The sequence below is a fragment of the Pseudomonas sp. BC42 genome (assembly GCF_021560055.1).
In the GTDB taxonomy this organism is placed as follows: Bacteria; Pseudomonadota; Gammaproteobacteria; order Pseudomonadales; family Pseudomonadaceae; genus Aquipseudomonas.
The window spans coordinates 5,491,241-5,515,126 of record NZ_CP091067.1 but is presented as its reverse complement, the minus strand read 5'-3'; the positions used below and the strand labels follow the sequence as shown (position 1 = coordinate 5,515,126).

At 60.6% G+C, this 23,886-nt stretch carries 22 protein-coding genes; 20 read left to right on the top strand and 2 right to left on the bottom strand.

The features are described from left to right. Positions 1 to 79 precede the first annotated feature (79 nt). From fabZ to ispD, 12 genes are all read left to right on the top strand, one after another. Positions 80 to 520, top strand: coding sequence for a 3-hydroxyacyl-ACP dehydratase FabZ (fabZ, locus tag L1O02_RS24955; RefSeq protein WP_007924058.1), 441 nt, complete (start codon positions 80 to 82; stop codon positions 518 to 520). Then, positions 517 to 1,293: an acyl-ACP--UDP-N-acetylglucosamine O-acyltransferase gene (gene lpxA / locus L1O02_RS24950; RefSeq protein WP_060837767.1), complete on the top strand. Its 777-nt coding sequence runs from the start codon at positions 517 to 519 to the stop codon at positions 1,291 to 1,293. Before fabZ ends, lpxA begins: the two co-directional genes overlap by 4 nt. Further along, positions 1,293 to 2,426 carry a lipid-A-disaccharide synthase gene (lpxB, locus tag L1O02_RS24945; RefSeq protein WP_235760267.1) on the top strand — a complete coding sequence of 378 codons (1,134 nt, stop codon included), beginning with the start codon at positions 1,293 to 1,295 and terminating at the stop codon, positions 2,424 to 2,426. The genes lpxA and lpxB overlap by 1 nt, the downstream gene beginning before the upstream one ends. Positions 2,427 to 2,437: 11 nt before the next feature. Then, the gene (rnhB, locus tag L1O02_RS24940) at positions 2,438 to 3,070 is read left to right on the top strand and encodes a ribonuclease HII (RefSeq protein WP_060837769.1); all 633 of its coding nucleotides are present in this window, start codon (positions 2,438 to 2,440) and stop codon (positions 3,068 to 3,070) included. Positions 3,071 to 3,139: 69 nt separating this feature from the next. After that, on the top strand, positions 3,140 to 6,661 hold the full coding sequence (gene dnaE / locus L1O02_RS24935) for a DNA polymerase III subunit alpha (RefSeq protein ID WP_060837770.1): 3,522 nt from the start codon (positions 3,140 to 3,142) through the stop codon (positions 6,659 to 6,661). A 139-nt stretch (positions 6,662 to 6,800) separates the two neighbouring features. After that, on the top strand, positions 6,801 to 7,748 hold the full coding sequence (locus L1O02_RS24930) for an acetyl-CoA carboxylase carboxyltransferase subunit alpha (protein ID WP_016964689.1): 948 nt from the start codon (positions 6,801 to 6,803) through the stop codon (positions 7,746 to 7,748). A 136-nt stretch (positions 7,749 to 7,884) separates the two neighbouring features. Further along, on the top strand, positions 7,885 to 9,201 hold the full coding sequence (gene tilS / locus L1O02_RS24925) for a tRNA lysidine(34) synthetase TilS (RefSeq protein ID WP_108544476.1): 1,317 nt from the start codon (positions 7,885 to 7,887) through the stop codon (positions 9,199 to 9,201). A 274-nt stretch (positions 9,202 to 9,475) separates the two neighbouring features. Next, on the top strand, positions 9,476 to 11,107 hold the full coding sequence (locus L1O02_RS24920) for a CTP synthase (RefSeq protein WP_016964687.1): 1,632 nt from the start codon (positions 9,476 to 9,478) through the stop codon (positions 11,105 to 11,107). A gap of 5 nt (positions 11,108 to 11,112) precedes the next feature. Next, positions 11,113 to 11,958 (top strand): 3-deoxy-8-phosphooctulonate synthase, encoded by an 846-nt coding sequence (kdsA, locus tag L1O02_RS24915; RefSeq protein ID WP_042940934.1) that lies wholly within the window; start codon positions 11,113 to 11,115, stop codon positions 11,956 to 11,958. Between the two features lie 157 nt (positions 11,959 to 12,115). Continuing rightward, positions 12,116 to 13,405, top strand: coding sequence for a phosphopyruvate hydratase (gene eno, locus L1O02_RS24910; protein WP_060837772.1), 1,290 nt, complete (start codon positions 12,116 to 12,118; stop codon positions 13,403 to 13,405). Positions 13,406 to 13,577: 172 nt separating this feature from the next. After that, the gene (gene ftsB / locus L1O02_RS24905) at positions 13,578 to 13,856 is read left to right on the top strand and encodes a cell division protein FtsB (protein WP_011059544.1); all 279 of its coding nucleotides are present in this window, start codon (positions 13,578 to 13,580) and stop codon (positions 13,854 to 13,856) included. Continuing rightward, a complete protein-coding gene (gene ispD / locus L1O02_RS24900) occupies positions 13,853 to 14,560 on the top strand; it encodes a 2-C-methyl-D-erythritol 4-phosphate cytidylyltransferase (RefSeq protein WP_108544478.1) in 708 nt (235 codons plus the stop codon). Before ftsB ends, ispD begins: the two co-directional genes overlap by 4 nt. Before the next feature lie 116 nt (positions 14,561 to 14,676). Here ispD and L1O02_RS24895 read toward each other — a convergent pair whose 3' ends face one another. After that, entirely contained in the window at positions 14,677 to 15,576 is a 900-nt protein-coding gene (locus L1O02_RS24895; RefSeq protein ID WP_060837774.1) for a LysR substrate-binding domain-containing protein, read from the bottom strand. Positions 15,577 to 15,680: 104 nt separating this feature from the next. On the opposite strand from L1O02_RS24895, the gene L1O02_RS24890 reads away from it, so the two are divergent. From L1O02_RS24890 to rpoS, 8 genes are all read left to right on the top strand, one after another. After that, on the top strand, positions 15,681 to 16,793 hold the full coding sequence (locus L1O02_RS24890; RefSeq protein WP_060837775.1) for an S-(hydroxymethyl)glutathione dehydrogenase/class III alcohol dehydrogenase: 1,113 nt from the start codon (positions 15,681 to 15,683) through the stop codon (positions 16,791 to 16,793). An 87-nt stretch (positions 16,794 to 16,880) separates the two neighbouring features. Next, positions 16,881 to 17,726, top strand: coding sequence for an S-formylglutathione hydrolase (fghA, locus tag L1O02_RS24885; protein ID WP_060837776.1), 846 nt, complete (start codon positions 16,881 to 16,883; stop codon positions 17,724 to 17,726). 52 nt (positions 17,727 to 17,778) lie between these two features. Further along, complete coding sequence (gene ispF, locus L1O02_RS24880; protein ID WP_060837777.1) at positions 17,779 to 18,252, top strand: 2-C-methyl-D-erythritol 2,4-cyclodiphosphate synthase; 474 nt, start codon at positions 17,779 to 17,781, stop codon at positions 18,250 to 18,252. Further along, a complete protein-coding gene (gene truD, locus L1O02_RS24875; RefSeq protein WP_108544480.1) occupies positions 18,249 to 19,307 on the top strand; it encodes a tRNA pseudouridine(13) synthase TruD in 1,059 nt (352 codons plus the stop codon). Before ispF ends, truD begins: the two co-directional genes overlap by 4 nt. Then, positions 19,295 to 20,044 carry a 5'/3'-nucleotidase SurE gene (surE, locus tag L1O02_RS24870; protein WP_047302063.1) on the top strand — a complete coding sequence of 250 codons (750 nt, stop codon included), beginning with the start codon at positions 19,295 to 19,297 and terminating at the stop codon, positions 20,042 to 20,044. Before truD ends, surE begins: the two co-directional genes overlap by 13 nt. Positions 20,045 to 20,085: 41 nt before the next feature. Next, positions 20,086 to 20,721, top strand: a complete 636-nt coding sequence (locus tag L1O02_RS24865; protein WP_173655928.1) for a protein-L-isoaspartate(D-aspartate) O-methyltransferase — start codon at positions 20,086 to 20,088, stop codon at positions 20,719 to 20,721. 211 nt (positions 20,722 to 20,932) lie between these two features. Then, entirely contained in the window at positions 20,933 to 21,805 is an 873-nt protein-coding gene (locus tag L1O02_RS24860) for a peptidoglycan DD-metalloendopeptidase family protein (RefSeq protein WP_108544483.1), read from the top strand. A 106-nt stretch (positions 21,806 to 21,911) separates the two neighbouring features. Then, on the top strand, positions 21,912 to 22,919 hold the full coding sequence (gene rpoS, locus L1O02_RS24855) for an RNA polymerase sigma factor RpoS (protein ID WP_016964675.1): 1,008 nt from the start codon (positions 21,912 to 21,914) through the stop codon (positions 22,917 to 22,919). Between the two features lie 517 nt (positions 22,920 to 23,436). On the opposite strand, the gene fdxA is transcribed toward rpoS, so the two are convergent. Further along, positions 23,437 to 23,760, bottom strand: a complete 324-nt coding sequence (fdxA, locus tag L1O02_RS24850) for a ferredoxin FdxA (protein WP_016964674.1) — start codon at positions 23,758 to 23,760, stop codon at positions 23,437 to 23,439. Positions 23,761 to 23,886 lie beyond the last annotated feature (126 nt).

The window sequence follows — 23,886 nt, the reverse complement described above, 5'->3', positions numbered from 1 at the left end:
CTAGACGGCCTCCTTGATTTGCTAGAGGGGCGTGCGTTAGTCGCGCGCTCCCACTCTTTACTACAGGCTTCCCCCCGAAATGATGGACATCAACGAGATTCGCGAATACCTGCCTCACCGTTACCCTTTCCTGTTGGTGGATCGGGTAGTGGACCTGGATGTTGAGGGCAAGTGCATTCGTGCCTACAAGAATGTCAGCATCAACGAACCGTTCTTCAATGGTCACTTTCCTGCGCATCCGATCATGCCGGGCGTACTGATCATCGAAGCCATGGCTCAGGCTGCGGGCATTCTCGGTTTCAAGATGCTCGACGTGAAGCCAGCCGATGGCACCCTGTATTACTTCGTCGGTTCCGACAAGCTGCGCTTCCGCCAGCCAGTGCTGCCGGGCGACCAGCTGATTCTTGAGGCCAAGTTCATCAGCTGCAAGCGCCAGATCTGGAAGTTCGAGTGTCAGGCCTCGGTCGACGGCAAGCCGGTGTGCTCTGCTGAAATCATCTGTGCGGAACGCAAACTATGAGTTTGATTGACCCTCGCGCAATCATCGATCCGACGGCCATCCTGGCCGACGACGTTGAGGTTGGCCCGTGGTCGATCATCGGCGCTGGTGTGGAAATCGGCGAGGGTACAGTGATCGGGCCCCATGTCATTCTCAAGGGCCCGACCCGGATCGGTAAGCACAACCGCATCTACCAGTTTTCTTCGGTAGGTGAGGACACCCCTGATCTGAAGTACAAAGGCGAGGAAACCCGCCTGGTCATCGGTGACCACAACGTGATCCGCGAAGGCGTGACCATTCACCGTGGCACCGTCCAGGACCGTTCCGAAACCACCCTGGGCGATCACAACCTGATCATGGCCTACGCCCACATCGGTCATGACAGCGTCATTGGCAACCACTGCATCCTGGTCAACAACACAGCGCTGGCCGGCCATGTGCATGTCGACGACTGGGCGATTCTTTCCGGATTCACCCTGGTGCATCAGTACTGCCATATCGGCGCCCACAGCTTCTCCGGCATGGGCACCGCCATCGGCAAGGATGTACCGGCGTTCGTCACGGTGTTCGGCAACCCCGCCGAAGCCCGCAGCATGAATTTTGAAGGCATGCGCCGTCGCGGCTTCAGCGAGGACGCGATCCACGCACTGCGGCGCGCCTACAAGGTGGTTTACCGTCAGGGTCTGACCGTGGATCAAGCCTTGGCTGAACTGGCCGAAGCGGCGGTTGAGTTCCCGGAAGTCGCGGTGTTTCGTGACTCGATCCAGTCTTCGACTCGCGGCATCACCCGTTAATCATGAACACTCTGCGTATTGCGCTGGTGGCTGGCGAAGCCTCCGGCGACATTCTCGGCGCCGGCCTGATGCGAGCCCTCAAGGCTCAGCACCCGGCTGTCGAATTCATTGGCGTCGGCGGTCCGCTGATGCACGCCGAAGGTCTGACCTCTTACTTTCCCATGGAGCGCCTGGCGGTCATGGGCTTGGTCGAGGTGCTTGGGCGACTGCGTGAGTTGCTGGCGCGACGCAAGAAGCTGATCCAGACCCTGATTGCCGAAAAGCCGGATGTATTCATCGGTATCGATGCTCCGGATTTCACCCTGAATATTGAACTCAAGCTGCGTCAGGCCGGGATCAAGACCGTGCATTACGTCAGTCCGTCGGTCTGGGCCTGGCGCCAGAAACGGGTGCTGAAGATTCGCGAAGGGTGCGACCTGATGCTCACGCTGTTTCCCTTCGAGGCCCGGTTCTACGAAGAGAAAGGCGTACCGGTGAAGTTCGTCGGCCACTCTCTGGCCGATGCCATTCCGCTGCAGGCGGACCGTGAGGCGGCGCGTGCCGAACTGGGTCTGCCGGACGGGCCTCTGGTGGCCTTGATGCCCGGCAGTCGTGGCGGTGAAGTGGGGCGCCTGGGGGCCTTGTTCCTGGATGCCGCACAGCGCTTGCGTACCCTGCGTCCCGGCGTGCGCTTCATCATGCCGTGCGCCAGCCCGGAGCGTCGGCTCCAGCTCGAAGAACTGCTGGCCAGTCGTGACCTGCCGCTGACCTTGCTCGATGGCCAGTCCCACAAGGCCCTGGCCGCCTGCGACGCGGTGCTGATCGCTTCTGGCACCGCGACACTCGAAGCCTTGCTCTACAAGCGTCCAATGGTGGTGGCCTACCGTTTGGCGCCGCTGACCTTCTGGATTCTCAAGCGCATGGTCAAGAGTCCGTACATTTCCTTGCCGAACCTGCTGGCCCAGCGCCTGCTGGTGCCGGAGCTGTTGCAGGATGACGCCACCGCCGAAGCCCTCGCGCAGACCTTGTCGCCCTTGATCGAAGGCGGGGAAGAGCAGACCCGCGGTTTTGACGAGATCCACCGAACCTTGCGTCGCGACGCGTCCAACCAGGCCGCGCAAGCGGTGCTTGAGCTGATCGGCAAATCACAATGAGTAACGCGAAGATGCAGATGGGCCTGGACTTCACCTTGGTGGCGGATGCCGAGGATCTGGTGGCCGGTGTCGATGAGGTCGGCCGTGGCCCCTTGTGCGGAGCCGTTGTCACTGCGGCGGTGATTCTCGATCCGAAACGGCCGATTCTTGGTCTCAATGATTCGAAGAAACTCACCGAGGCCCGTCGCGAGAAGCTGTTCGACGAAATCTGCGAAAAAGCCTTGAGCTGGTGCATTGCCCGGGCTGAAGTCGAGGAAATCGACGAACTGAATATCCTCCACGCCACCATGCTGGCCATGCAGCGGGCGGTGGAGGGGCTGAGCGTGACCCCGAAGCTGGCAATGATCGATGGCAACCGCTGCCCCAAGCTGGCCATGCCCGCCGAAGCGGTGGTCAAGGGCGATAGCAAGGTTCCGGCGATTGCCGCGGCATCGATTCTGGCCAAGGTCAGCCGCGACCGCGAGATGGCTGCCTTTGAGCTGATCTACCCGGGCTACGGTATTGGCGGCCACAAGGGCTATCCGACGCCGGTGCACCTGGAGGCCCTGGCCCGCCTGGGACCGACCCCGATTCACCGGCGCTCCTTCGCCCCGGTGCGACAAGCCTATGAGGCCCTTGAGGCGCGGGGCGAGATTCCGTCCTGAGGCTGATGTTTTAGTCGAGGCCCGGTACAATCCGGGCCTTGTTGTTTTCGCGCTTATTACAGGATCACTATGCCGGCTTCATTCGTTCACCTGCGCCTGCACACTGAGTACTCCCTGGTCGACGGCCTGGTGCGGATCAAACCGCTGGTCAAAGCCCTGACCGGCATGGGCATGCCTGCGGTAGCGGTTACCGACCAGAACAACATGTGTTCCCTGGTCAAGTTCTACAAGGCCAGCATGGGTGCCGGGATCAAGCCGATCTGTGGTGCCGACCTGTGGCTGTCGAACAAGGACCCGGACAATGCCCTGAGCCGCATCAGTCTGCTGGTGATGAATGCCGTGGGCTATCGCAATCTCACTGAGCTGATTTCCCGGGGCTTTATCGATGGCCAGCGCAACGGCCAGATCATCATCGAGCGCGAATGGGTCGCGGAAGCCGCGGAAGGCCTGATCATGCTCTCGGCGGCCAAGGAGGGGGAGATCGGCATGGCGCTGATCGCCGGTGACCTGGAGGTCGCCGAGACCCTGGCCCGGGAGTGGATGACGGTATTCCCGGACCGTTTCTACCTGGAAGTGCAGCGTACCAACCGGCCCAATGATGAAGAGCAACTGCACGCCGCCGTGGCCCTGGCCGACAAGATTGGCGCGCCGCTGGTGGCCACCAACGATGTGCGCTTTATCAAGCAGGAAGACTTCGAAGCTCACGAGACCCGGGTCTGCATCGGCGAAGGCCGCGCCCTGGACGATCCGCGACGCTCGAAGAACTACAGCGACCAGCAGTACCTGAAAAGCGCCGAGGAAATGGCCGAGCTGTTCAGCGACCTGCCCGAGGCCCTGGAAAACACGGTCGAGATCGCCAAGCGTTGCAACATCGAGGTCAAGCTGGGCAAGCACTTCTTGCCCGACTACCCGATTCCCGATGGCATGACCATCGATGAGTACTTCCGCAAGGTTTCCTTCGACGGCCTGGAAGAGCGCCTCAGCGTGTTGTTGCCCAGGGACACCACCGAGGACTACGAGGCCAAGCGCCAGGTCTATGTCGACCGCCTGAACTTCGAGCTGGATATCATCATCCAGATGGGGTTCCCCGGTTACTTCCTGATCGTGATGGACTTTATTCAGTGGGCCAAGAACAACGGTGTGCCGGTAGGTCCCGGCCGGGGGTCGGGTGCCGGTTCCCTGGTGGCCTACGTGCAGAAGATCACCGACCTCGACCCGCTGGAATACGACCTGCTGTTCGAACGTTTCCTTAACCCGGAACGGGTATCGATGCCCGACTTCGACGTCGACTTCTGCATGGATGGCCGTGACCGGGTGATCGACTACGTGGCCGAGAAATACGGCCGCAACGCGGTGAGCCAGATCATTACCTTCGGTTCCATGGCGGCCAAGGCGGTGGTCCGCGACGTGGCGCGGGTCCAGGGCAAGTCCTATGGTCTGGCCGACCGTCTGTCGAAGATGATCCCCTTCGAAGTCGGCATGACGCTCGAAAAAGCCTACGAGCAGGAAGAGATCCTGCGGGACTTCATCAAGGTCGATGAAGAGGCGGCGGAAATCTGGGAAATGGCGCGCAAGCTCGAAGGCGTGGTGCGTAACGTCGGTAAACACGCCGGTGGCGTGGTGATCGCGCCGACCAAGCTCACCGACTTCTCGCCGATCTACTGCGACGAAGAAGGCGGCGGCCTGGTAACCCAGTTCGACAAGGATGACGTCGAGGCGGCCGGTCTGGTGAAGTTCGACTTCCTCGGCCTGCGGACCCTGACCATCATCGATTGGGCGCTGAAAACCATTAACCGCGACCGCGCCAAGGTGGGCGAGGAACCGCTGGATATCGCCTTTATCCCGCTGGACGACAAGCCGACCTACAGCCTGTTGCAGAAAGCTGAAACCACCGCGGTATTCCAGCTTGAATCCCGGGGCATGAAGGAGCTGATCAAGAAGCTCAAGCCCGACTGCCTGGAAGACCTGATCGCACTGGTGGCCCTGTTCCGTCCGGGGCCGCTGCAATCGGGGATGGTGGATGACTTCATCAACCGTAAGCACGGTCGCGCCGAACTGGCCTACCCGCACCCCGACTATCAGTACGAGGGTCTGCGCCCGGTGCTGGCGCCGACCTACGGCATCATCCTGTATCAGGAACAGGTGATGCAGATCGCCCAGGTCATGGCCGGTTACACCCTCGGCGGTGCGGACATGCTGCGTCGGGCCATGGGTAAGAAGAAACCCGAGGAAATGGCCAAGCAGCGTGGCGGTTTCATTGAGGGTTGCGCCAGCAACAACATCGACGCCGACCTGGCGGGCAACATCTTCGACCTGGTGGAAAAGTTCGCCGGTTACGGCTTCAACAAGTCCCACTCCGCCGCCTACGGCCTGGTGTCCTACCAGACTGCCTGGCTCAAGGCGCACTACCCGGCGCCCTTCATGGCGGCGGTACTGTCTGCGGATATGCACAACACCGACAAGGTCGTGACCTTGATCGAGGAAGTGCGGACCATGAAGCTGCGCCTCGATGCGCCGGATGTGAACACCTCCGAGTTCAAGTTCACGGTGAACGACGAAGGCCGTATCGTTTATGGCCTTGGCGCGATCAAAGGGGTGGGCGAGGGTCCGGTGGAAGCCATCACCGAAGCCCGTGTCGAGGGGCCGTTCAAGGACCTGTTCGATTTCTGTGCCCGGGTCGACCTCAAGCGCATCAACAAGCGGACCCTGGATGGTCTGATTCGCAGTGGCGCCCTGGACCGCCTCGGCCCGCACTTCTTCGATGAGCCCAAGGCTTATCAGGCCAACATCGATCAGAACCGTGCCGTACTGCTGGCGGCCATGGAAGAGGCGATCAAGGCGGCGGAACAGACCGCCCGGACCCACGACAGTGGCCACGCCGACCTGTTCGGCGGAGTGTTTGTCGAGGAAGACGCGGACGTCTATGCCAACCACCGCAAGGCCAAGGAACTGACCCTCAAGGAGCGCCTGAAGGGCGAGAAAGATACCCTTGGGCTGTACCTGACCGGGCACCCGATCGATGAGTATGAAGGCGAGATCCGTCGTTTCGCCCGTCAGCGCATCATCGATCTGAAGCCGGCCCGGGATACCCAGACGGTGGCGGGGATGATCATTGCCCTGCGGGTGATGAAGAACAAGAAGGGCGACAAGATGGGTTTCATCACCCTCGACGACCGCTCGGGACGGATCGAGGCCTCGTTGTTTGCCGATGCGTTCCATTCGGCGCAATCGCTGTTGCAGACCGATGCCATGGTGGTGGTGGAAGGCGAGGTCAGCAACGACGACTTCTCCGGAGGCCTGCGCTTGCGGGTCAAGCGGGTGATGAGCATGGAAGACGCGCGGACCAACCTGGCGGAAAGCCTGCGCCTGAAAGTCCATACCGATGCCCTCAAGGGCGATCAGCTACGCTGGCTGGGTGAGTTGTTCAAGCGCCACCGCGGCGCGTGCCCGATCACCATGGAGTACAGCCGTAACGACGCCAAGGCCCTGCTGCAGTTCGGCGAGAACTGGCGGATCGACCCGGCGGACAGCTTGATTCAAGCCCTGCGTGACCAGTTCGGGCGAGACAACGTCTTCCTCCAATACCGTTGACGGAGAGGCGCCATCATTGCGCCTTGTCGTCACCTGAATTTTTAATCTCGACCTCAACGCGTCCGTCCCTTAAGGTAGGGCGCGAATAGACAACCGGCCGGCCCAAGCCCCCTTGGACGTCGAGCCCAGACGGACGCCTATGAACCCGAATTTTCTTGATTTCGAACAGCCGATCGCCGACCTGCAAGCCAAGATCGAAGAGTTGCGCTTGGTCGGTAATGACAATTCGCTGAATATCGGCGATGAGATTTCCCGCCTGCAGGACAAGAGCAACACCCTGACCGAGGACATCTTCGGCAAGCTCACCAGCTGGCAGATCGCACGTCTGGCACGGCACCCACGTCGTCCATACACCCTGGACTACATCCAGCACATCTTCACCGAGTTCGACGAGCTGCATGGCGATCGCCACTTCTCCGACGATGCGGCGATTGTCGGTGGGGTTGCCCGCCTGGACGAGCAGCCGGTGATGATCATCGGTCATCAGAAAGGCCGCGAAGTACGCGAGAAAGTGCGTCGCAACTTCGGCATGCCGCGTCCGGAAGGTTATCGCAAGGCCTGCCGCCTGATGGAAATGGCCGAACGCTTCAAGATGCCGATCCTGACCTTCATCGACACCCCGGGCGCCTATCCGGGCATCGACGCTGAAGAGCGCAACCAGAGCGAGGCCATTGCCTGGAACCTGCGGGTCATGGCGCGCCTGAAGACCCCGATTATCGCTACCGTGATCGGTGAGGGCGGTTCCGGCGGCGCATTGGCCATCGGCGTCTGCGACCAGTTGAACATGCTGCAATATTCCACTTATGCGGTGATTTCGCCGGAAGGCTGCGCCTCGATCCTGTGGAAAACCTCGGAAAAGGCTGCCGATGCGGCAGAGGCCATGGGCATCACCGCAGAGCGTCTGAAAGGCCTGGGCATTGTCGACAAGGTCATCAGCGAGCCACTGGGCGGCGCCCACCGTGATCCGGCGGCGGCTGCCGCTTCGATCCGTGCCGAGCTCAGCTCGCAGCTGGCGATGCTCAAGGAAATGGATAACGACACCTTGCTGGCCCGTCGTTATGACCGCCTGATGAGCTACGGTCTCTGATCGACTAGCGCTTTCCCCGATAGGGGCACGCTCGTTCGCGACCCAGGCGCCGCCATCGATTCGATGGCGGCGTCGTTGCTTATAGCGGGGCAAGTGACTGCGCCAGCCGGCCGCTCCTACAGGTTTCGATCGCTGCATGAACGCTCTCAGCACCCAATTACTGCACAGTCTGAGGCCCTGGCTCGATGCCAAGGTCTGGCGTGTCGCCCTCTCCGGTGGTCTTGACTCCACTGTCCTGCTGCACCTGCTTGCCAGTCTGGCGCACCGGCAACGCTTGCCGACACTGCAGGCTGTGCATATCCACCATGGGCTGCAAGAAGCGGCGGATGCCTGGCCGGATCATTGCCAGGCGATCTGTGATGCCCTGGGCGTGCCCCTGAAAGTGATTCGCGTGCAGGTGCAGGCTGGTGCCAGTCTTGAACAGGCCGCCCGTGAGGCTCGATACGGGGCTTTTGCAGCGCTCACCGCGGCGCATGAACTGCTGCTGACGGCGCAGCATCGTGATGATCAGGCCGAAACCCTGCTGTTTCGTCTGTTGCGCGGAGCCGGGGTCCGGGGCTTGTCGGCAATGCCGATGTGCCGGCCTCTGGGGGGCGGGCAGTTGCTGCGACCTTTGCTTGGCGTGTCGCGTCAGGAGCTTGAGCGCTATGCCTCCGAGCATGGCCTGAGTTGGGTCGAGGACCCTTCGAATGCCGATCATCAGTATTCGCGCAACTACCTGCGGCATCAGGTCATGCCCTCTTTGCTGGCCCGCTGGCCTCAGGCCGCTACCTGCATGAGTCGCAGCGCCGCGCACCTGAGGGAGGCCCAGGGCCTGCTCGACGAGCTGGCGGCGCTGGACCTGTCGGCTGCCGAGGGCGGGGACTGTTTTTCCTGGCTTGGCCTGCCGTCGCTGGCCCTTGCGCCGTTGCAGGCCCTGTCCCCGGCCCGCCAGCGCAATGCCCTGAGCCATTGGCTGGGTGGTTTTGGCCGTTTGCCCGATACCGATCATTGGCACGGCTGGGAGAACCTGCGGGATGCCGGCGCCGATGGCCGGCCGCTGTGGCGCCTGGCCGATGGTGAGCTGCATCGTGCGTGCGGGCGGGTCTGGTGGTTGTCCGGTGCCTGGTTGCAGCCGGTGCAGGGGCCGGTTGAATGGCTGGATCCGACATGCCCATTGCGTTTGCCGGGCAATGGCCAGGTGTTTTTCAGTGGAAGGGCGCCCCAGGGACCGTTGCGCATAGGCTACCGACAGGGAGGGGAGGTCGTGCAGGTGGCAGGGCGCGGCCATCGTGACCTGAAGCGTTTGCTCAACGAAGCCGGGCTACCGGGTTTTGTCCGTGGCAGATTGCCGCTGTTGTATCAGGGGGAGCGGCTGTTGGCGCTGGCTAACCTGCCTGGGCCCGGCGCGGAACCTCTGGCCGACTGGCAATTGCATTGGCGACCACTGACCAGCGATCAAGGTTTGAGCTGAAAGGGGCTTTCCGGTAGACTACGCTCCCTTCTTGATACAACTTCTGTGGATTCGCCTGAATTGCAGGAGTTGCCGATTACCAAGCAGTCTTTGCTGGGCGATTCCAAAAAATGTGTAGCGAGCAACCTACCGGTGTTTTTGCATCCGGTCTGTCACCACGCGGCGGTTTTTTTGAAAGGTGCACTGTGATTAATGCAGGTGATCGGGGGCTTCGGCCTTCCTTCGCTTTCCCCGGCGGCACTGACCGCTTTAACGCAGACTTCTAGGGTTTTTCATGACGCGCTACATATTCGTCACGGGCGGTGTTGTTTCTTCATTGGGGAAAGGCATTGCCTCGGCTTCATTGGCGGCCATCCTGGAGGCGCGGGGGCTTAAGGTCACCATGCTCAAGCTGGACCCGTACATCAACGTCGACCCGGGCACCATGAGCCCGTTCCAGCACGGTGAAGTGTTCGTCACCCACGACGGCGCCGAGACCGACCTGGACCTGGGCCACTACGAGCGGTTCATCCGCACGACCATGACCCAGAACAACAACTTCACCACTGGCCGTGTCTACGAGCACGTACTGCGCAAGGAGCGCCGTGGTGACTACCTGGGCGCCACCATCCAGGTGATTCCGCACATCACCGACGAGATCAAGCGTCGCATCATCAAGGGCGCCGGCGATGCCGACGTGGCCCTGGTGGAAATCGGCGGTACCGTGGGCGACATCGAGTCGCAACCGTTCCTCGAAGCCATCCGCCAGTTGCGGGTCGAAGTCGGCTCCAAGCGCGCGATGCTGATGCACCTGACCCTGGTTCCGTACATCGCCACTGCCGGCGAAACCAAGACCAAGCCAACCCAGCACTCGGTGAAGGAGCTGCGCTCCATCGGCCTGCAGCCTGACGTGCTGATCTGCCGCTCCGACCATCCGGTGGATGTGTCCTCGCGTCGCAAGATCGCCCTGTTCACCAACGTTGAAGAGCGTGCGGTGATTTCCCTGGAAGACGTCGACACCATCTACAAGATCCCGGCCGTGCTGCACGCCCAGGGCCTGGACGATTTCGTCGTCGAGCGTTTCGGCCTGCAATGCAACGGCGCCGACCTGTCCGAGTGGGAAAAGGTGGTGGACGCCAAGCTCAACCCCGAGCACGAAGTCACCATCGCCATGGTCGGCAAGTACATGGAGCTGCTGGACGCCTACAAGTCGCTGATCGAAGCGATGAGTCACGCCGGCATCACCAACCGCACCAAGGTCAACCTGCGCTACATCGACTCCGAAGACATCGAGAACCAGGGCACCGCGCTGCTGGAAGGCGTCGACGCGATCCTGGTTCCGGGCGGTTTCGGCTTGCGTGGCGTGGAAGGCAAGATCACCGCTGTGCAATACGCTCGCGAGAACAAGGTGCCGTACCTGGGTATCTGCCTGGGCATGCAAGTGGCTGTCATCGAATTCGCCCGTAATGTCATGGGCTGGAAAGATGCCAACTCCACCGAATTCGATCGCGCCAGCGGTCACCCGGTCGTCGGCCTGATCACCGAGTGGGAAGATGCCACCGGCGCCGTCGAAGTGCGTAACGAAGCGTCCGACCTGGGCGGCACCATGCGCCTGGGCGCTCAGGAATGCTTGCTCGAAGCGGGCTCCAAGGTGCACGACTGCTACGCCAAGGACGTGATCGTCGAGCGTCACCGCCACCGTTATGAAGTGAACAACAAGTTGCTGCCGCAACTGATCGAGGCGGGCCTGAAGATCTCCGGTCGCTCGGGCGACGGCGCGCTGGTCGAAGTGGTCGAAGCTGCGGATCATCCATGGTTCGTCGCTTGCCAGTTCCACCCCGAGTTCACCTCGACGCCACGTGACGGTCACCCACTGTTCAGCGGTTTCGTCAAAGCTGCATTGGCTCAACACCAGAAGAAGGCTTGAACCTGATGGCGCAGAAGATCATCCGCGTAGGCAACATCGAGATCGCCAACGACAAGCCGATGGTGCTGTTCGGCGGCATGAACGTGCTGGAAAGCCGCGACATGGCGATGCAGGTCTGTGAAGAGTACGTGCGGGTGACCGAGAAGCTCGGGATCCCCTACGTGTTCAAGGCCAGCTTCGACAAGGCCAACCGTTCGTCGGTGACCTCCTACCGTGGCCCGGGCCTGGAAGAGGGCATGCGGATTTTCGAAGACGTGAAGCAGGCCTTCGGCGTGCCGATCATCACCGACGTCCACGAGCCGGCCCAGGCCGCCGTGGTCGCCGAAGTCTGCGACATCATCCAGTTGCCGGCGTTTCTCTCGCGGCAGACCGACCTGGTAGTGGCCATGGCCAAGACCGGCGCGGTGATCAACATCAAGAAGGCCCAGTTCCTCGCGCCTCAGGAAATGAAGCACATCCTGAGCAAGTGCGAAGAGGCGGGCAACGATCAGTTGATCCTCTGCGAGCGCGGTTCCAGCTTCGGCTACAACAACCTGGTGGTGGACATGCTCGGCTTCGGCATCATGAAGCAGTTCGAGTACCCGGTGTTCTTCGACGTTACCCATGCCCTGCAGATGCCGGGCGGTCGCGCCGACTCCGCTGGCGGTCGTCGGGCCCAGGTCACCGACCTGGCCAAGGCCGGCATGAGCCAATCCCTGGCGGGTCTGTTCCTGGAAGCCCATCCGGATCCCGACCACGCCAAGTGCGACGGTCCCTGCGCCCTGCGTCTGGACAAGCTTGAGCCGTTCCTGGCTCAGCTCAAGGCTCTGGACGAACTGGTCAAGAGTTTCCCCACGGTAGAAACCGCGTAAAAAACGGCGACTTCCTCTGTAGGAGCCGGCTGACCGGCACCGCGTTTTCGCGGGCCTGTTCGCCGGCAAGCCGGCTCCTACGAACCAGCAGTTTGACCCACAAGTTATAAATCGAGCGGTACTCAGCGTTTTCGTCAACTTTGGAGTGTTTACAACAATGGCAAAAATCGTCGACATCAAAGGTCGTGAAGTTCTCGACTCCCGTGGCAACCCCACTGTCGAAGCGGACGTGCTTCTCGACAACGGCATCATCGGCAGTGCTTGCGCGCCGTCCGGTGCCTCCACCGGCTCGCGCGAAGCGCTGGAGCTGCGTGATGGCGACAAGAGCCGTTACCTGGGCAAGGGCGTGCTCAAGGCGGTAGCCAACATCAACGGTCCGATCCGCGATCTGTTGCTGGGTAAAGACCCGATCGACCAGAAAGCGCTGGATCACGCGATGATCGCCCTGGACGGTACCGAGAACAAAGCCTCCCTGGGCGCCAACGCCATCCTCGCCGTGTCCCTGGCTGCGGCCAAGGCTGCTGCCCAGGACCAGGACCTGCCACTGTACGCCCACATCGCCAACCTCAACGGCACTCCAGGCGTCTACTCGATGCCTGTACCGATGATGAACATCATCAACGGTGGCGAGCACGCCGATAACAACGTCGACATCCAGGAATTCATGGTGCAGCCAGTCGGCGCCAAGTCTTTCTCGGAAGGTCTGCGCATGGGCACCGAGATTTTCCATCACCTCAAAGCCGTGCTGAAGGCCCGTGGCCTGAATACTGCGGTGGGTGACGAAGGTGGCTTCGCCCCGAACCTGGCCTCCAACGAAGACGCGCTGAAAGTCATCTCCGAAGCCGTGGCCAACGCCGGTTACACCCTGGGCACCGACGTGACCCTGGCTCTGGACTGCGCCGCCAGCGAATTCTATGAAGACGGCAAGTACAACCTGTCCGGCGAAGGCCAGGTGTTCACCGCCGAAGGTTTCGCCGAGTACCTCAAAGGTCTGACTCAGCGCTACCCGATCATCTCCATCGAAGACGGCCTGGACGAGTCTGACTGGGCGGGCTGGAAGATTCTTACCGACAAGATCGGCGACAAGGTGCAACTGGTCGGTGACGACCTGTTCGTGACCAACACCAAGATCCTGAAAGAAGGCATCGACAAGAAGATCGCCAACTCGATCCTGATCAAGTTCAACCAGATCGGCACCCTGACCGAAACCCTGGAAGCCATCCAGATGGCCAAGGCTGCCGGTTACACCGCCGTGATCTCGCACCGTTCCGGCGAAACCGAAGATTCGACCATTGCCGACCTGGCCGTGGGCACCTCGGCTGGCCAGATCAAGACCGGCTCCCTGTGCCGTTCCGACCGCGTATCCAAGTACAACCAATTGCTGCGTATCGAAGAGCAATTGAACGGCAAGGCCAAGTACAACGGTCGCGGCGAGTTTCGCGGCTAAGCAGTAGATGGTAAAAAGACACCGGATTGTGTCGGGAAAATCGCTACAGCGAGTTTTTTGCCACTAATCTGATGCCTTAAGAGCACAAGCCTGGTTCTTCCAGGCTTCGTGCTATCAGTAGGTCCAAAGTTGTTGGCATGGCTGTCTTTTTTCACTGGATACCCGATATTCGATGCGCAGTCCCAATTGGTTGTTCCTGGTCTTGCTCTTGCTGCTGGCCGGCTTGCAGTACCGCCTGTGGGTGGGGAACGGCAGCTTGGCCCAGGTAGCTGACCTGACTCAGCAGATTGCCGACCAGCACGCTGAAAACGAGCGTCTGCTGGAGCGAAATCGCGTACTCGATGCGGAAGTCATGGAGTTGAAGAAGGGCATGGAGACCGTGGAAGAGCGGGCTCGCCATGAACTGGGCATGGTCAAGGAGGGTGAAACCCTCTACCAGTTGGCCCAATGAGCAATCGGCTACCGGCCTTCTGGGCCGTGATTCCTGCCGCGGGCGTCGGTGCCCGCATGGCCGCGGACCGTCCCAAGCAGTACCTGCAACTGGGCGGACGCACAATTCTCGAACACAGCCTCGGCTGTTTTCTCGACCATCCCGGCCTCAAGGGGCTGGTGGTCAGTCTGGCGCTGGATGATCCCTACTGGCCGACCCTGGCCTGCGCCCACGATTCGCGGATTCAGCGGGTCGAAGGTGGCGCCGAGCGCTCCGGTTCGGTGCTCAATGCCCTGCTTCATCTGCACGCCCAGGGCGCGGCCGACGAAGACTGGGTGCTGGTTCACGATGCCGCGCGCCCCAATCTTTCCCGAGATGACCTGGACAAGCTACTGGGCGAGTTGGCGCACGACCCGGTGGGCGGGCTGCTGGCGGTGCCGGCCCGGGACACCCTGAAGCGGATCGACAAGCACGGAAGGGTTCTGGAAACCGTGGATCGCAGCCTGATCTGGCAAGCCTACACACCGCAGATGTTCCGGCTTGGCGCGCTGCACCGGGCCCTGGCCGACAGCCTGGTGGCCGATGTGACGGTCACCGATGAGGCTTCGGCAATGGAATGGGCCGGGCAGGCGCCACGCCTGATCGAAGGCCGCTCCGACAACCTCAAGGTCACTCGCCCCGAGGACCTTGAGTGGCTGCGCCAGCGTTGGTCCAATCGGCGCTGATCGCGGGCGGCCGACGAACCTCGTAGCCGCTGCCGCAAGCTGCGAACGACTCCGAAGGAGGCGCCGCTCTTGAAACCTGAAGGCCCTGCGGGCCTTGTCGCAGGCTGCGACAGTGGCTACACATCGCGGTATTCCGGGCGTTCGGCCAAGCCGTGCTTGAGATAATCCACCAGCTTGCGCACTTTCGGCGACAGATGCCGTTGCTGCGGGTACAGCGCCCAGACCGCGGTATTGGGCGGCTGGTGAGCGTCCAGCAAGGAAACCAGCGTACCGTCCTGCAGGTGCTCCAGCACGTAGTAGTCCGGCAGTTGGCAGAGCCCGACGCCTTGTAGCGCCGCATCCAGCACTGCCTGTCCGCTGTTGCAGCGCCAGTTGCCCTGCACCCGTTGCGAAAATTCGCGCCCATCGACCTCCAACTGCCAGATATCCGAGCTGCCAATCAGGCAGTTGTGCCGGCTCAATTCCGAAAGGCTGTGGGGGCGGCCATAGCGCTCCAGATAGGAGGGCGATGCACATAGGTACATGCGGCGTGGTGCCAGGCGAGTGGCGACCAGGCGTGAGTCCTGTAGGCGTCCCAGGCGAATGGCCAGGTCGAGCCCCTCGTGCACCAGGTCCAGAGGCCGGTTGCTCAATTCGATGTCCACCCGCAACTGTGGATAAAGGCTCATGAAGCGCGTGACCAGTGGCACGATGAACCGCTCGCCATAGGCTACTGCGCAAGTCATGCGCAGCATGCCCTTGGGCTCGCTGGTCAGGTCCCCTACGGCGCGCAACGCTTCCTCGCGACCATCCTGCAAGCGTTGGCAATGCTGGAGGAAGGTCTGCCCGGCCTCGGTCAGGGTGACGCGGCGGGTACTGCGATACAGCAGGCGGGTCTGCAAGCGTTCTTCGAGGCGCGCCACCTGGCGGCTGATGTGAGATGAGGAAACCCCCAGGCGCTCGGCAGCGGCAGTGAATTGGCTGCATTCGGCAACCGCGACAAATTCGTCGATGCCTTCCCAACGGTTTTCGCTCATTGATTATCCCTGCATGGCAATAATGTTTTGCTTTTGCCTGGATTATTCATCGCATTGCGCTGTTTTACACTCACTGCCTCGTTTTTATTCGCTGGAGAGTCAGGATGATCAAGTCACGTGCTGCCGTAGCCTTCGAGGCCAAGAAGCCCCTGGAAATCGTCGAAGTGGATGTCGCCATGCCCAAGGCCGGCGAAGTGCTGTTGCGGGTCGTCGCTTCCGGCGTCTGCCACACCGACGCCTACACCCTGTCCGGCGCCGATCCGGAAGGCATCTTTCCGGCGATCCTCGGCCATGAGGGGGGGGCAGTTGTAGAAGCGGTGGGTGAGGGCGTGACCTCGGTGGCCGTGGGCGATCATGTGATTCCGCTGTACACCCCGGAATGCGGCCAGTGCAAATTCTGCCTGTCGGGCAAGACCAACCTCTGTCAGGCCATTCGTGCAACCCAGGGCAAAGGCTTGATGCCTGACGGCACCACGCGCTTTTCCTACAAAGGCCAGCCCATTTTCCATTACATGGGCACCTCGACATTCTCCGAGTACACCGTGCTGCCGGAAATTTCCGTGGCCAAGATCCCCAAGGAAGCGCCGTTGGAAAAGGTCTGCCTGCTGGGTTGCGGCGTGACCACTGGCATTGGTGCGGTGATCAACACCGCCAAGGTCAAGGCCGGTGACACCGTGGCCATCTTCGGCCTGGGCGGCATTGGCCTGTCGGCGGTAATTGGCGCGGTCAAGGCCAAGGCCGGGCGCATTATTGCCATCGATATCAACCCGGCCAAGTTCGAGATCGCCAAGCAACTGGGCGCTACCGACTGCGTCAATCCCAAGGACTTCGATCGTCCGATCCAGGAGGTCATTGTCGACATGACCGACGGCGGCGTGGATTTCTCCTTCGAATGCATCGGCAATGTCCAGCTGATGCGCGCCGCGCTGGAATGCTGCCACAAGGGCTGGGGCGAGTCGGTGATCATTGGGGTGGCCGGTGCCGGCCAGGAAATTTCGACCCGTCCCTTCCAGTTGGTGACCGGTCGCGTATGGCGTGGTTCGGCTTTTGGCGGCGTGCGTGGTCGCAGCGAACTGCCAAGTTACGTGGAAATGTCCCAGACCGGCGAAATCCCGCTGGATACCTTCATTACTCACACCATGGGCCTGGAAGACATCAACAAGGCCTTCGACCTGATGCACGAAGGCAAGAGCATTCGTTCGGTCATTCATTTCTAAGAGCAGCGGCAAGCGGCAAGCCACAAGCACCAAGAAGGGATTCCCACTTGCGGCTTGTAGCTTGCGGCTTGTGGCTGGAGGTCTGCCATGAGTCTGGAAAACCTTTCCTGCCAGAAGAGCTTCGGCGGCTGGCACAAACGCTACAAGCATCATTCCCAGGTGTTGGGCTGCGACATGGTGTTCGCGGTGTATTTGCCGCCCCAGGCGGAACAGGGTGGCAAGCTACCGGTGCTTTACTGGTTGTCCGGCCTGACCTGCACCGACGAGAACTTCATGCAAAAGGCCGGCGCCCAACGGCTGGCGGCGGAGCTTGGTCTGATCATCGTCGCTCCGGATACCAGCCCTCGCGGCGCCGGCGTGCCCGGTGACCCTGAGGGCGCCTGGGACTTTGGCCTGGGAGCCGGGTTCTATCTGAACGCGACCCAGGAGCCCTGGGCCCAGCATTATCGGATGCATGACTATGTGGTGAACGAACTGCCGGAATTGGTAGAGGCGCATTTTCCCGCGTCGCAGAAACGTGGGATCAGCGGGCACTCCATGGGCGGTCATGGGGCATTGGTCTGTGCCTTGCGTAATCCCGGTCGCTATCAGTCGGTTTCGGCGTTCGCTCCTATCAGTAATCCCATGGATTGTCCTTGGGGGCAGAAGGCGTTTTCCCGTTACCTGGGTGAGGAACGTTCACGCTGGCGTGAATGGGATGCCAGCGTACTGCTTGCCGAAGCCAGGGAAAAACTGACGTTGCTGGTGGATCAAGGGGATCGAGATGACTTTCTCGCCACCCAGCTCAAGCCAGAAGTGCTGCAGCAGGCGGCCAGGAGCGCCGGCCATCAGCTGACGCTGCGGATGCAGCCGGGCTACGACCACAGCTACTTCTTCATCGCCAGCTTTATCGACGATCACTTGCAGCACCATGCACGTGCTCTTAACGCCTAATGCCTGCCAAAGCAGGTAGAATCACGCCCTGACTTTTTCGGGGCGTTTTTTTATGCGTATTGGCCACGGCTACGATGTGCACCGTTTCGCTGAGGGCGACTTCATTACTTTGGGTGGTGTGCGCATCGCCCATCATTGCGGCTTGCTCGCCCACTCCGACGGTGACGTGTTGTTGCACGCGCTCAGTGATGCCCTGCTGGGCGCTGCGGCGCTGGGGGACATCGGCAAGCATTTTCCGGACACCGATCCGCAGTTCAAAGGTGCCGACAGCCGCGTCCTGCTGCGTCATGTTGTCGCGCTGATCCACGCCAAAGGCTGGAAGGTCGGCAACGTCGACAACACCATCGTCGCCCAGGCCCCGAAAATGGCGCCTCATATTGAAACCATGCGGGCCTTGATTGCCGAGGACCTGCAAGTCGAACTGGACCAAGTGAACGTGAAGGCCACCACCACTGAAAAACTCGGTTTCGTCGGCCGCGAGGAAGGTATCGCGGTGCACTCCGTGGCCTTGTTGCTGCGCCCATGAATGAATCGCAACTGTTGGGCCCGCGGGCCTATGGTGACGCCCTGGGCAGCGCCGTGCTCAAGGCCACTGCCGAAGATTTCCAAGTCGATGAAGTGCTCGATATCCCGCTGAGCGGTGAAGGCGAGCACCTGTGGCTGTGGGTGGAAAAGCGTGGCCTGAATACCGAAGAGGCCGCGCGGCGGATTGCCAAGGCCGCCGGAGTATCGTTGCGCACCGTCAGCTACGCCGGGCTCAAGGATCGCCAGGCGCTGACTCGCCAATGGTTCAGCGTGCAACTGCCGGGCAAGGCTGACCCGGATCTTGGCGCTGCGGAAAACCACACCCTGAAAATCCTCAAGGCTACCCGCCACAAGCGCAAGCTGCAGCGCGGTGCCCATGCGGCCAACGGTTTTACCCTGCGCCTGACAGAGCTCACGGCGGATCATGCGGCCATCGATGAGCGTTTGCGCCAGATCGCCCAGCACGGGATTCCCAACTATTTTGGCGCCCAGCGGTTTGGCCACGACGGCGGCAACCTGGTGGATGCCCGTGGCTGGGCCGCGCGCCAGGCCTTGCCAGAGCAGCGCAATGTGCGTTCGCGCCTGCTTTCCACGGCCCGCAGCTATCTGTTCAATCAGGTGCTGGCGGCACGGGTGGCGGACGGCAGCTGGCAGCAGGCGCAAGTCGGTGACCTGCTGGCGTTTACCGACAGTCGCAGTTTTTTCATGGCCGGTCCTGAGGAATGCTCGGACCCGCGCCTGGCGATTCTCGACCTGCACCCCACCGGTCCGTTGTGGGGCGAGGGCGCCTCTCCGGCGAGCGGTGTGTCCCACGAGCTTGAGCAACAGATTGCCGGCCGTGAGGCGGCACTGTGTGATTGGCTGATCAGAGCCGGCATGAGCCACGAACGACGCATCCTGCGGCTGCCCATTGGCGGTTTGACGTGGCATTATCCCGAGCCTGACATTCTGCAACTGGAATTCGTCCTGCCGGCCGGGTGTTTCGCCACCGCATTGGTGCGTGAACTCGTCGATCTGGTGCCGGTGGGGCAGACGGACAGCTCATGCGTATTCTGATTTCTAACGATGATGGGGTAACCGCACCCGGTATCGCCGCGCTGCATGCTGCGCTGGCGGATTACGCCGACTGTGTGGTGATCGCACCGGACCAGGACAAAAGCGGCGCCAGCAGCTCGCTGACGCTTGACCGTCCGTTGCATCCGCATACCCTCGGCAATGGCTTCATCAGCATCAACGGCACGCCGACCGACTGTGTGCACCTGGGGCTCAACGGCCTGCTGGAGCATGAGCCGGACATGGTGGTGTCGGGGATCAACCTGGGGGCCAACCTCGGGGATGACGTGCTGTACTCCGGAACGGTCGCCGCAGCCCTGGAAGGGCGCTTTCTGCAGCGTCCGGCGATTGCCTTTTCGCTGGTGTCGCGGCAGGTGGAAAACCTTGCCACGGCGGCCCATTTCGCGCGCAAGCTGGTGCAGGCTCAGGGCTTGCTGGATTTACCACCACGGACGGTGTTGAACGTGAATATTCCCAACCTGCCACTGGATCATATTCGTGGCATACAGCTGACCCGCCTGGGCCATCGCGCGCGCGCGGCGGCACCGATGAAGGTCGTCGATCCCCGCGGCAAGTCGGGTTACTGGATTGCCGCCGCCGGGGATGCCGAAGATGGCGGCCCGGGCACCGATTTTCATGCGGTGATGCAAGGTTATGTCTCCATCACTCCGTTGCAGCTGGATCGCACGTTCAATGACGCGTTCCGGAGCCTGGACGGCTGGTTGGAGGGGCTGCGCTGATGGCTCGTGAGCAAGACGATTTGCTGCGACGGGGAATCGGCATGACTTCCCAGCGTACCCGCGAACGCCTGATTCAACGGCTCTACGATGAAGGGCTGTCCAATCCACAGGTATTGGAAGTCATTCGTCGTACGCCGCGGCACCTGTTCGTTGATGAAGCCCTGGCCCATCGGGCCTATGAAGACACGGCCCTGCCGATCGGCCACAACCAGACCATCTCCCAGCCTTACATGGTGGCGCGCATGAGCGAGCTGCTGCTGGAGGCCGGTCCTCTGGACAAGGTCCTGGAGATAGGCACCGGGTCCGGCTATCAGACGGCGGTGCTGTCGCAGTTGGTGGAGCGGGTGTTTTCGGTGGAGCGGATCAAGGTCCTGCAGGACCGTGCCAAGGAACGGCTGCAGGAGTTGAACCTGCGCAATGTGGTGTTTCGCTGGGGTGACGGTTGGGAGGGCTGGCCAGCCTTGGCGCCTTACAACGGCATCATCGTGACCGCTGTGGCCACTGATGTTCCCCAGGCGCTGCTCGACCAGCTGGCTCCGGGCGGACGCCTGGTGATTCCGGTGGGGGCAGGAGAAGTGCAGCAGTTGATGCTGATCATTCGAGAAGAACACGGCTTTGCCCGGCATGTCCTGGGGGCGGTGCGTTTTGTGCCTCTGCTCAATGGGCCGCTGGCCTGAGTATTTGTCGGGGCTGGGTGAATTCTGTTTGAAGCGCTGTGTCTTAGTGCCGTATTGATCGTCAATGAGTCGGGTGGCCTTCAATGGTCATTTCTTGCCACTGTGTGGTGCGCTTTGCCAGCGGTAAAGCGCGGTCGTCCAGTTATACTTGCGTCATTTCACGCCTGAGCAAGGCAATCTATATCGTCAACCACCATAAAGGGAGCGGCGGGTGAGTCTCACAGTCATTGCGCAGCGAATAGGTATATCAAGCTTTCAGCGACTGATGATTGGCCTTGTCTTGAGTTCCTTGTTGGTCGGTTGTTCCAGTACCAAGTCCAGCAGCGTAGGTGTGGTTGAGCGCAGTAATACCGCCGCGCCTCAGCGCCCGACAGTCACGACTGGGCAATATGTGGTGCGTCGTGGCGACACCTTGTTCTCCATTGCCTTCCGCTATGGCTGGGACTACAAGGCATTGGCCGCTCGCAACAATATTGCCGAGCCCTATACCATCCATCCCGGGCAAACCATTCGCTTTGATGGCCGCACTGGCGCAGCGCCGGCCACGGTGGTTACCAGCGCCCAGTCCGGTGCCTCGTCGTCGAGCAAGACCACGGTTATTCGTCGTCCCGTTGGTGCTGCTACGGCCCCCGCAACGGCTCCAGCATCGGGCACCGCAGCCCCCGCGGCCAGCAAGCCGGCGCCTGCCCCGGTTACGCCTGCGGGCCCCGCACCGACAGGTTGGGGCTGGCCTTCAAACGGCGTTCTGATTGGAAAATTCTCTTCAAACGGTAGTTTGAATAAAGGCATTGATATCGCCGGGGATTTGGGACAGCCTGTTTTAGCTGCGTCTGATGGGACGGTGGTTTACGCCGGGAGTGGCTTAAGGGGCTACGGCGAATTAGTCATCATCAAACACAACGAAACCTACGTCAGTGCTTACGGCCACAACCGCAAGCTATTGGTTCGGGAGGGACAGCAGGTCAAAGTCGGACAGACAATTGCCGAGATGGGATCAACTGGTACAGACCGGGTGAAACTGCACTTTGAGATTCGCCGACAAGGTAAACCTGTAGATCCGCTGCAATTCCTGCCACGACGTTGATCCGTCACCAGCCTGTTCCACTCACGTAGAGGGAACAGGCTCCAGCGTTGCCAAGGATTAAGGCGCCGCTTGAGCCTGAGGTCGAACTCACCAAAGGACTATAACAATGGCTCTCAGTAAAGAAGTGCCGGAGTTTGACATCGACGATGAAGTTCTCCTTATGGAGAGCAGTATCGATATGGATTCGATGTCGAATAATGAGGGGGCAACTCCACCTTCCGTTCGCGCCAAATCCAAAAGCTCCGCATCACTTAAGCAACACAAGTACATTGATTACACGCGCGCCCTCGATGCGACGCAGTTGTATCTCAATGAAATCGGTTTTTCTCCATTGCTCTCTCCTGAAGAGGAAGTGCACTTTGCGCGTTTGTCGCAGAGTGGCGACCCTGCCGGGCGCAAACGCATGATTGAAAGCAACTTGCGCCTGGTGGTGAAAATCGCCCGGCGCTATGTCAATCGCGGCTTGTCGCTGCTGGACCTGATCGAAGAGGGCAACCTCGGCCTGATCCGGGCAGTGGAGAAGTTCGACCCGGAACGCGGTTTCCGCTTTTCGACCTACGCCACCTGGTGGATTCGTCAGACCATCGAACGGGCGATCATGAATCAGACCCGCACCATTCGGCTGCCGATTCATGTGGTCAAAGAGCTCAACGTCTACCTGCGCGCCGCCCGTGAGTTGACGCAAAAACTCGATCATGAACCCTCTCCCGAAGAAATCGCCAACCTGCTGGAGAAGCCGGTGGCCGAAGTCAAACGCATGCTCGGTCTGAATGAGCGGGTTTCTTCGGTTGATGTCTCGCTGGGACCGGATTCGGACAAAACCCTGCTGGACACCCTGACGGATGACCGTCCGACGGATCCTTGTGAGCTTTTGCAGGACGACGATCTGTCACAAAGCATCGATCAATGGCTTTCCGAACTGACTGAAAAGCAGCGTGAAGTTGTGGTTCGCCGCTTTGGTCTGCGGGGTCACGAGAGCAGCACGCTCGAAGACGTCGGCCTGGAGATCGGCCTGACCCGCGAGCGGGTTCGGCAGATTCAGGTTGAAGGGCTCAAGCGCCTGCGGGAGATCCTTGAGAAGAATGGCCTGTCCAGTGAGTCGCTGTTCCAGTAGCTTCTGGAACTGATTCGCAAGAGCCCCGATTCGTTCGGGGCTTTTTATTGGCTAAGTGTTTTGGCCCTGAGTGCGCGGATTCTGATCAAGGATGGGATTACTCTTAACTTGCGTGTAAGCAATAGATTACTTTTTCGTAGGTGTTCGGTTCGCTAGTGCTTCAGGCTTGCCTAAAACACCTTAGGCTATTTTTTATCTATTTGATTTATAAGGGTATTTTTTATTTTTCCTGTTGGCCTTCGACAGTATTTCCCGGGATAGGTGCGATTGCTCTTATCAGGGAACTCTCTAATATCAGCTCTGTGTCGACGGATAGACACAGCCATCAAGGACGATGGTCAGGACATCGCAGGAAGCGATTCATCAGGACGATGAAAAGGAACACAGGGACTAGGGAAAAAGTGGGCGGGTCATACCGCCCCTTTTTTTTGCCTGGCGAAAAGTCCCCAATCGCAAGAACCCCGTTCCCAGAAACGCAAAAAGGCCCGCAAGGGGCCTTTTCAGGAACGCGGGGCAATCAGCGTTCGAGGTCTTTGATCTTGCCTTTGACGCCATCCCACTCTTCGGCATCCGGCAACGGTTCTTTCTTTTCAGTGATGTTCGGCCAGATCTCTGCCAGCTCGACGTTCAACTGAATGAATTCCTGCATTTCTTCCGGGACTTCATCCTCGGAGAAAATAGCTACAGCGGGGCACTCAGGCTCGCACAGCGCGCAGTCAATGCACTCATCCGGGTGAATCACCAGGAAGTTCGGGCCTTCGTAAAAGCAGTCCACCGGACAGACTTCTACGCAGTCGGTGTACTTGCACTTGATGCAGTTGTCGGTGACGACGAAGGTCATTTCTAATTCTCTCCTCAGGCGGCGGCAGCGGAGCCCCAACATGACGGGGTCGCCAGGTTTGGGAGCGATAGTCTGCGAACCAGGCTAATAGTCCGCAGCATCCCAAACCGCGCGAGATTCTAACAG

Excerpts from the sequence above, each read along its gene's own strand:
- fabZ (WP_007924058.1), top strand. The coding sequence starts at position 80 with ATGATGGACATCAACGAGATTCGCGAATACCTGCCTCACCGTTACCCT.
- lpxA (WP_060837767.1), top strand. The coding sequence starts at position 517 with ATGAGTTTGATTGACCCTCGCGCAATCATCGATCCGACGGCCATCCTG.
- rnhB (WP_060837769.1), top strand. The coding sequence starts at position 2,438 with ATGCAGATGGGCCTGGACTTCACCTTGGTGGCGGATGCCGAGGATCTG.
- dnaE (WP_060837770.1), top strand. The coding sequence starts at position 3,140 with ATGCCGGCTTCATTCGTTCACCTGCGCCTGCACACTGAGTACTCCCTG.
- L1O02_RS24930 (WP_016964689.1), top strand. The coding sequence starts at position 6,801 with ATGAACCCGAATTTTCTTGATTTCGAACAGCCGATCGCCGACCTGCAA.
- tilS (WP_108544476.1), top strand. The coding sequence starts at position 7,885 with ATGAACGCTCTCAGCACCCAATTACTGCACAGTCTGAGGCCCTGGCTC.
- L1O02_RS24920 (WP_016964687.1), top strand. The coding sequence starts at position 9,476 with ATGACGCGCTACATATTCGTCACGGGCGGTGTTGTTTCTTCATTGGGG.
- kdsA (WP_042940934.1), top strand. The coding sequence starts at position 11,113 with ATGGCGCAGAAGATCATCCGCGTAGGCAACATCGAGATCGCCAACGAC.
- eno (WP_060837772.1), top strand. The coding sequence starts at position 12,116 with ATGGCAAAAATCGTCGACATCAAAGGTCGTGAAGTTCTCGACTCCCGT.
- ftsB (WP_011059544.1), top strand. The coding sequence starts at position 13,578 with ATGCGCAGTCCCAATTGGTTGTTCCTGGTCTTGCTCTTGCTGCTGGCC.
- ispD (WP_108544478.1), top strand. The coding sequence starts at position 13,853 with ATGAGCAATCGGCTACCGGCCTTCTGGGCCGTGATTCCTGCCGCGGGC.
- L1O02_RS24895 (WP_060837774.1), bottom strand. The coding sequence starts at position 15,576 with ATGAGCGAAAACCGTTGGGAAGGCATCGACGAATTTGTCGCGGTTGCC.
- L1O02_RS24890 (WP_060837775.1), top strand. The coding sequence starts at position 15,681 with ATGATCAAGTCACGTGCTGCCGTAGCCTTCGAGGCCAAGAAGCCCCTG.
- fghA (WP_060837776.1), top strand. The coding sequence starts at position 16,881 with ATGAGTCTGGAAAACCTTTCCTGCCAGAAGAGCTTCGGCGGCTGGCAC.
- ispF (WP_060837777.1), top strand. The coding sequence starts at position 17,779 with ATGCGTATTGGCCACGGCTACGATGTGCACCGTTTCGCTGAGGGCGAC.
- truD (WP_108544480.1), top strand. The coding sequence starts at position 18,249 with ATGAATGAATCGCAACTGTTGGGCCCGCGGGCCTATGGTGACGCCCTG.
- surE (WP_047302063.1), top strand. The coding sequence starts at position 19,295 with ATGCGTATTCTGATTTCTAACGATGATGGGGTAACCGCACCCGGTATC.
- L1O02_RS24865 (WP_173655928.1), top strand. The coding sequence starts at position 20,086 with ATGACTTCCCAGCGTACCCGCGAACGCCTGATTCAACGGCTCTACGAT.
- rpoS (WP_016964675.1), top strand. The coding sequence starts at position 21,912 with ATGGCTCTCAGTAAAGAAGTGCCGGAGTTTGACATCGACGATGAAGTT.
- fdxA (WP_016964674.1), bottom strand. The coding sequence starts at position 23,760 with ATGACCTTCGTCGTCACCGACAACTGCATCAAGTGCAAGTACACCGAC.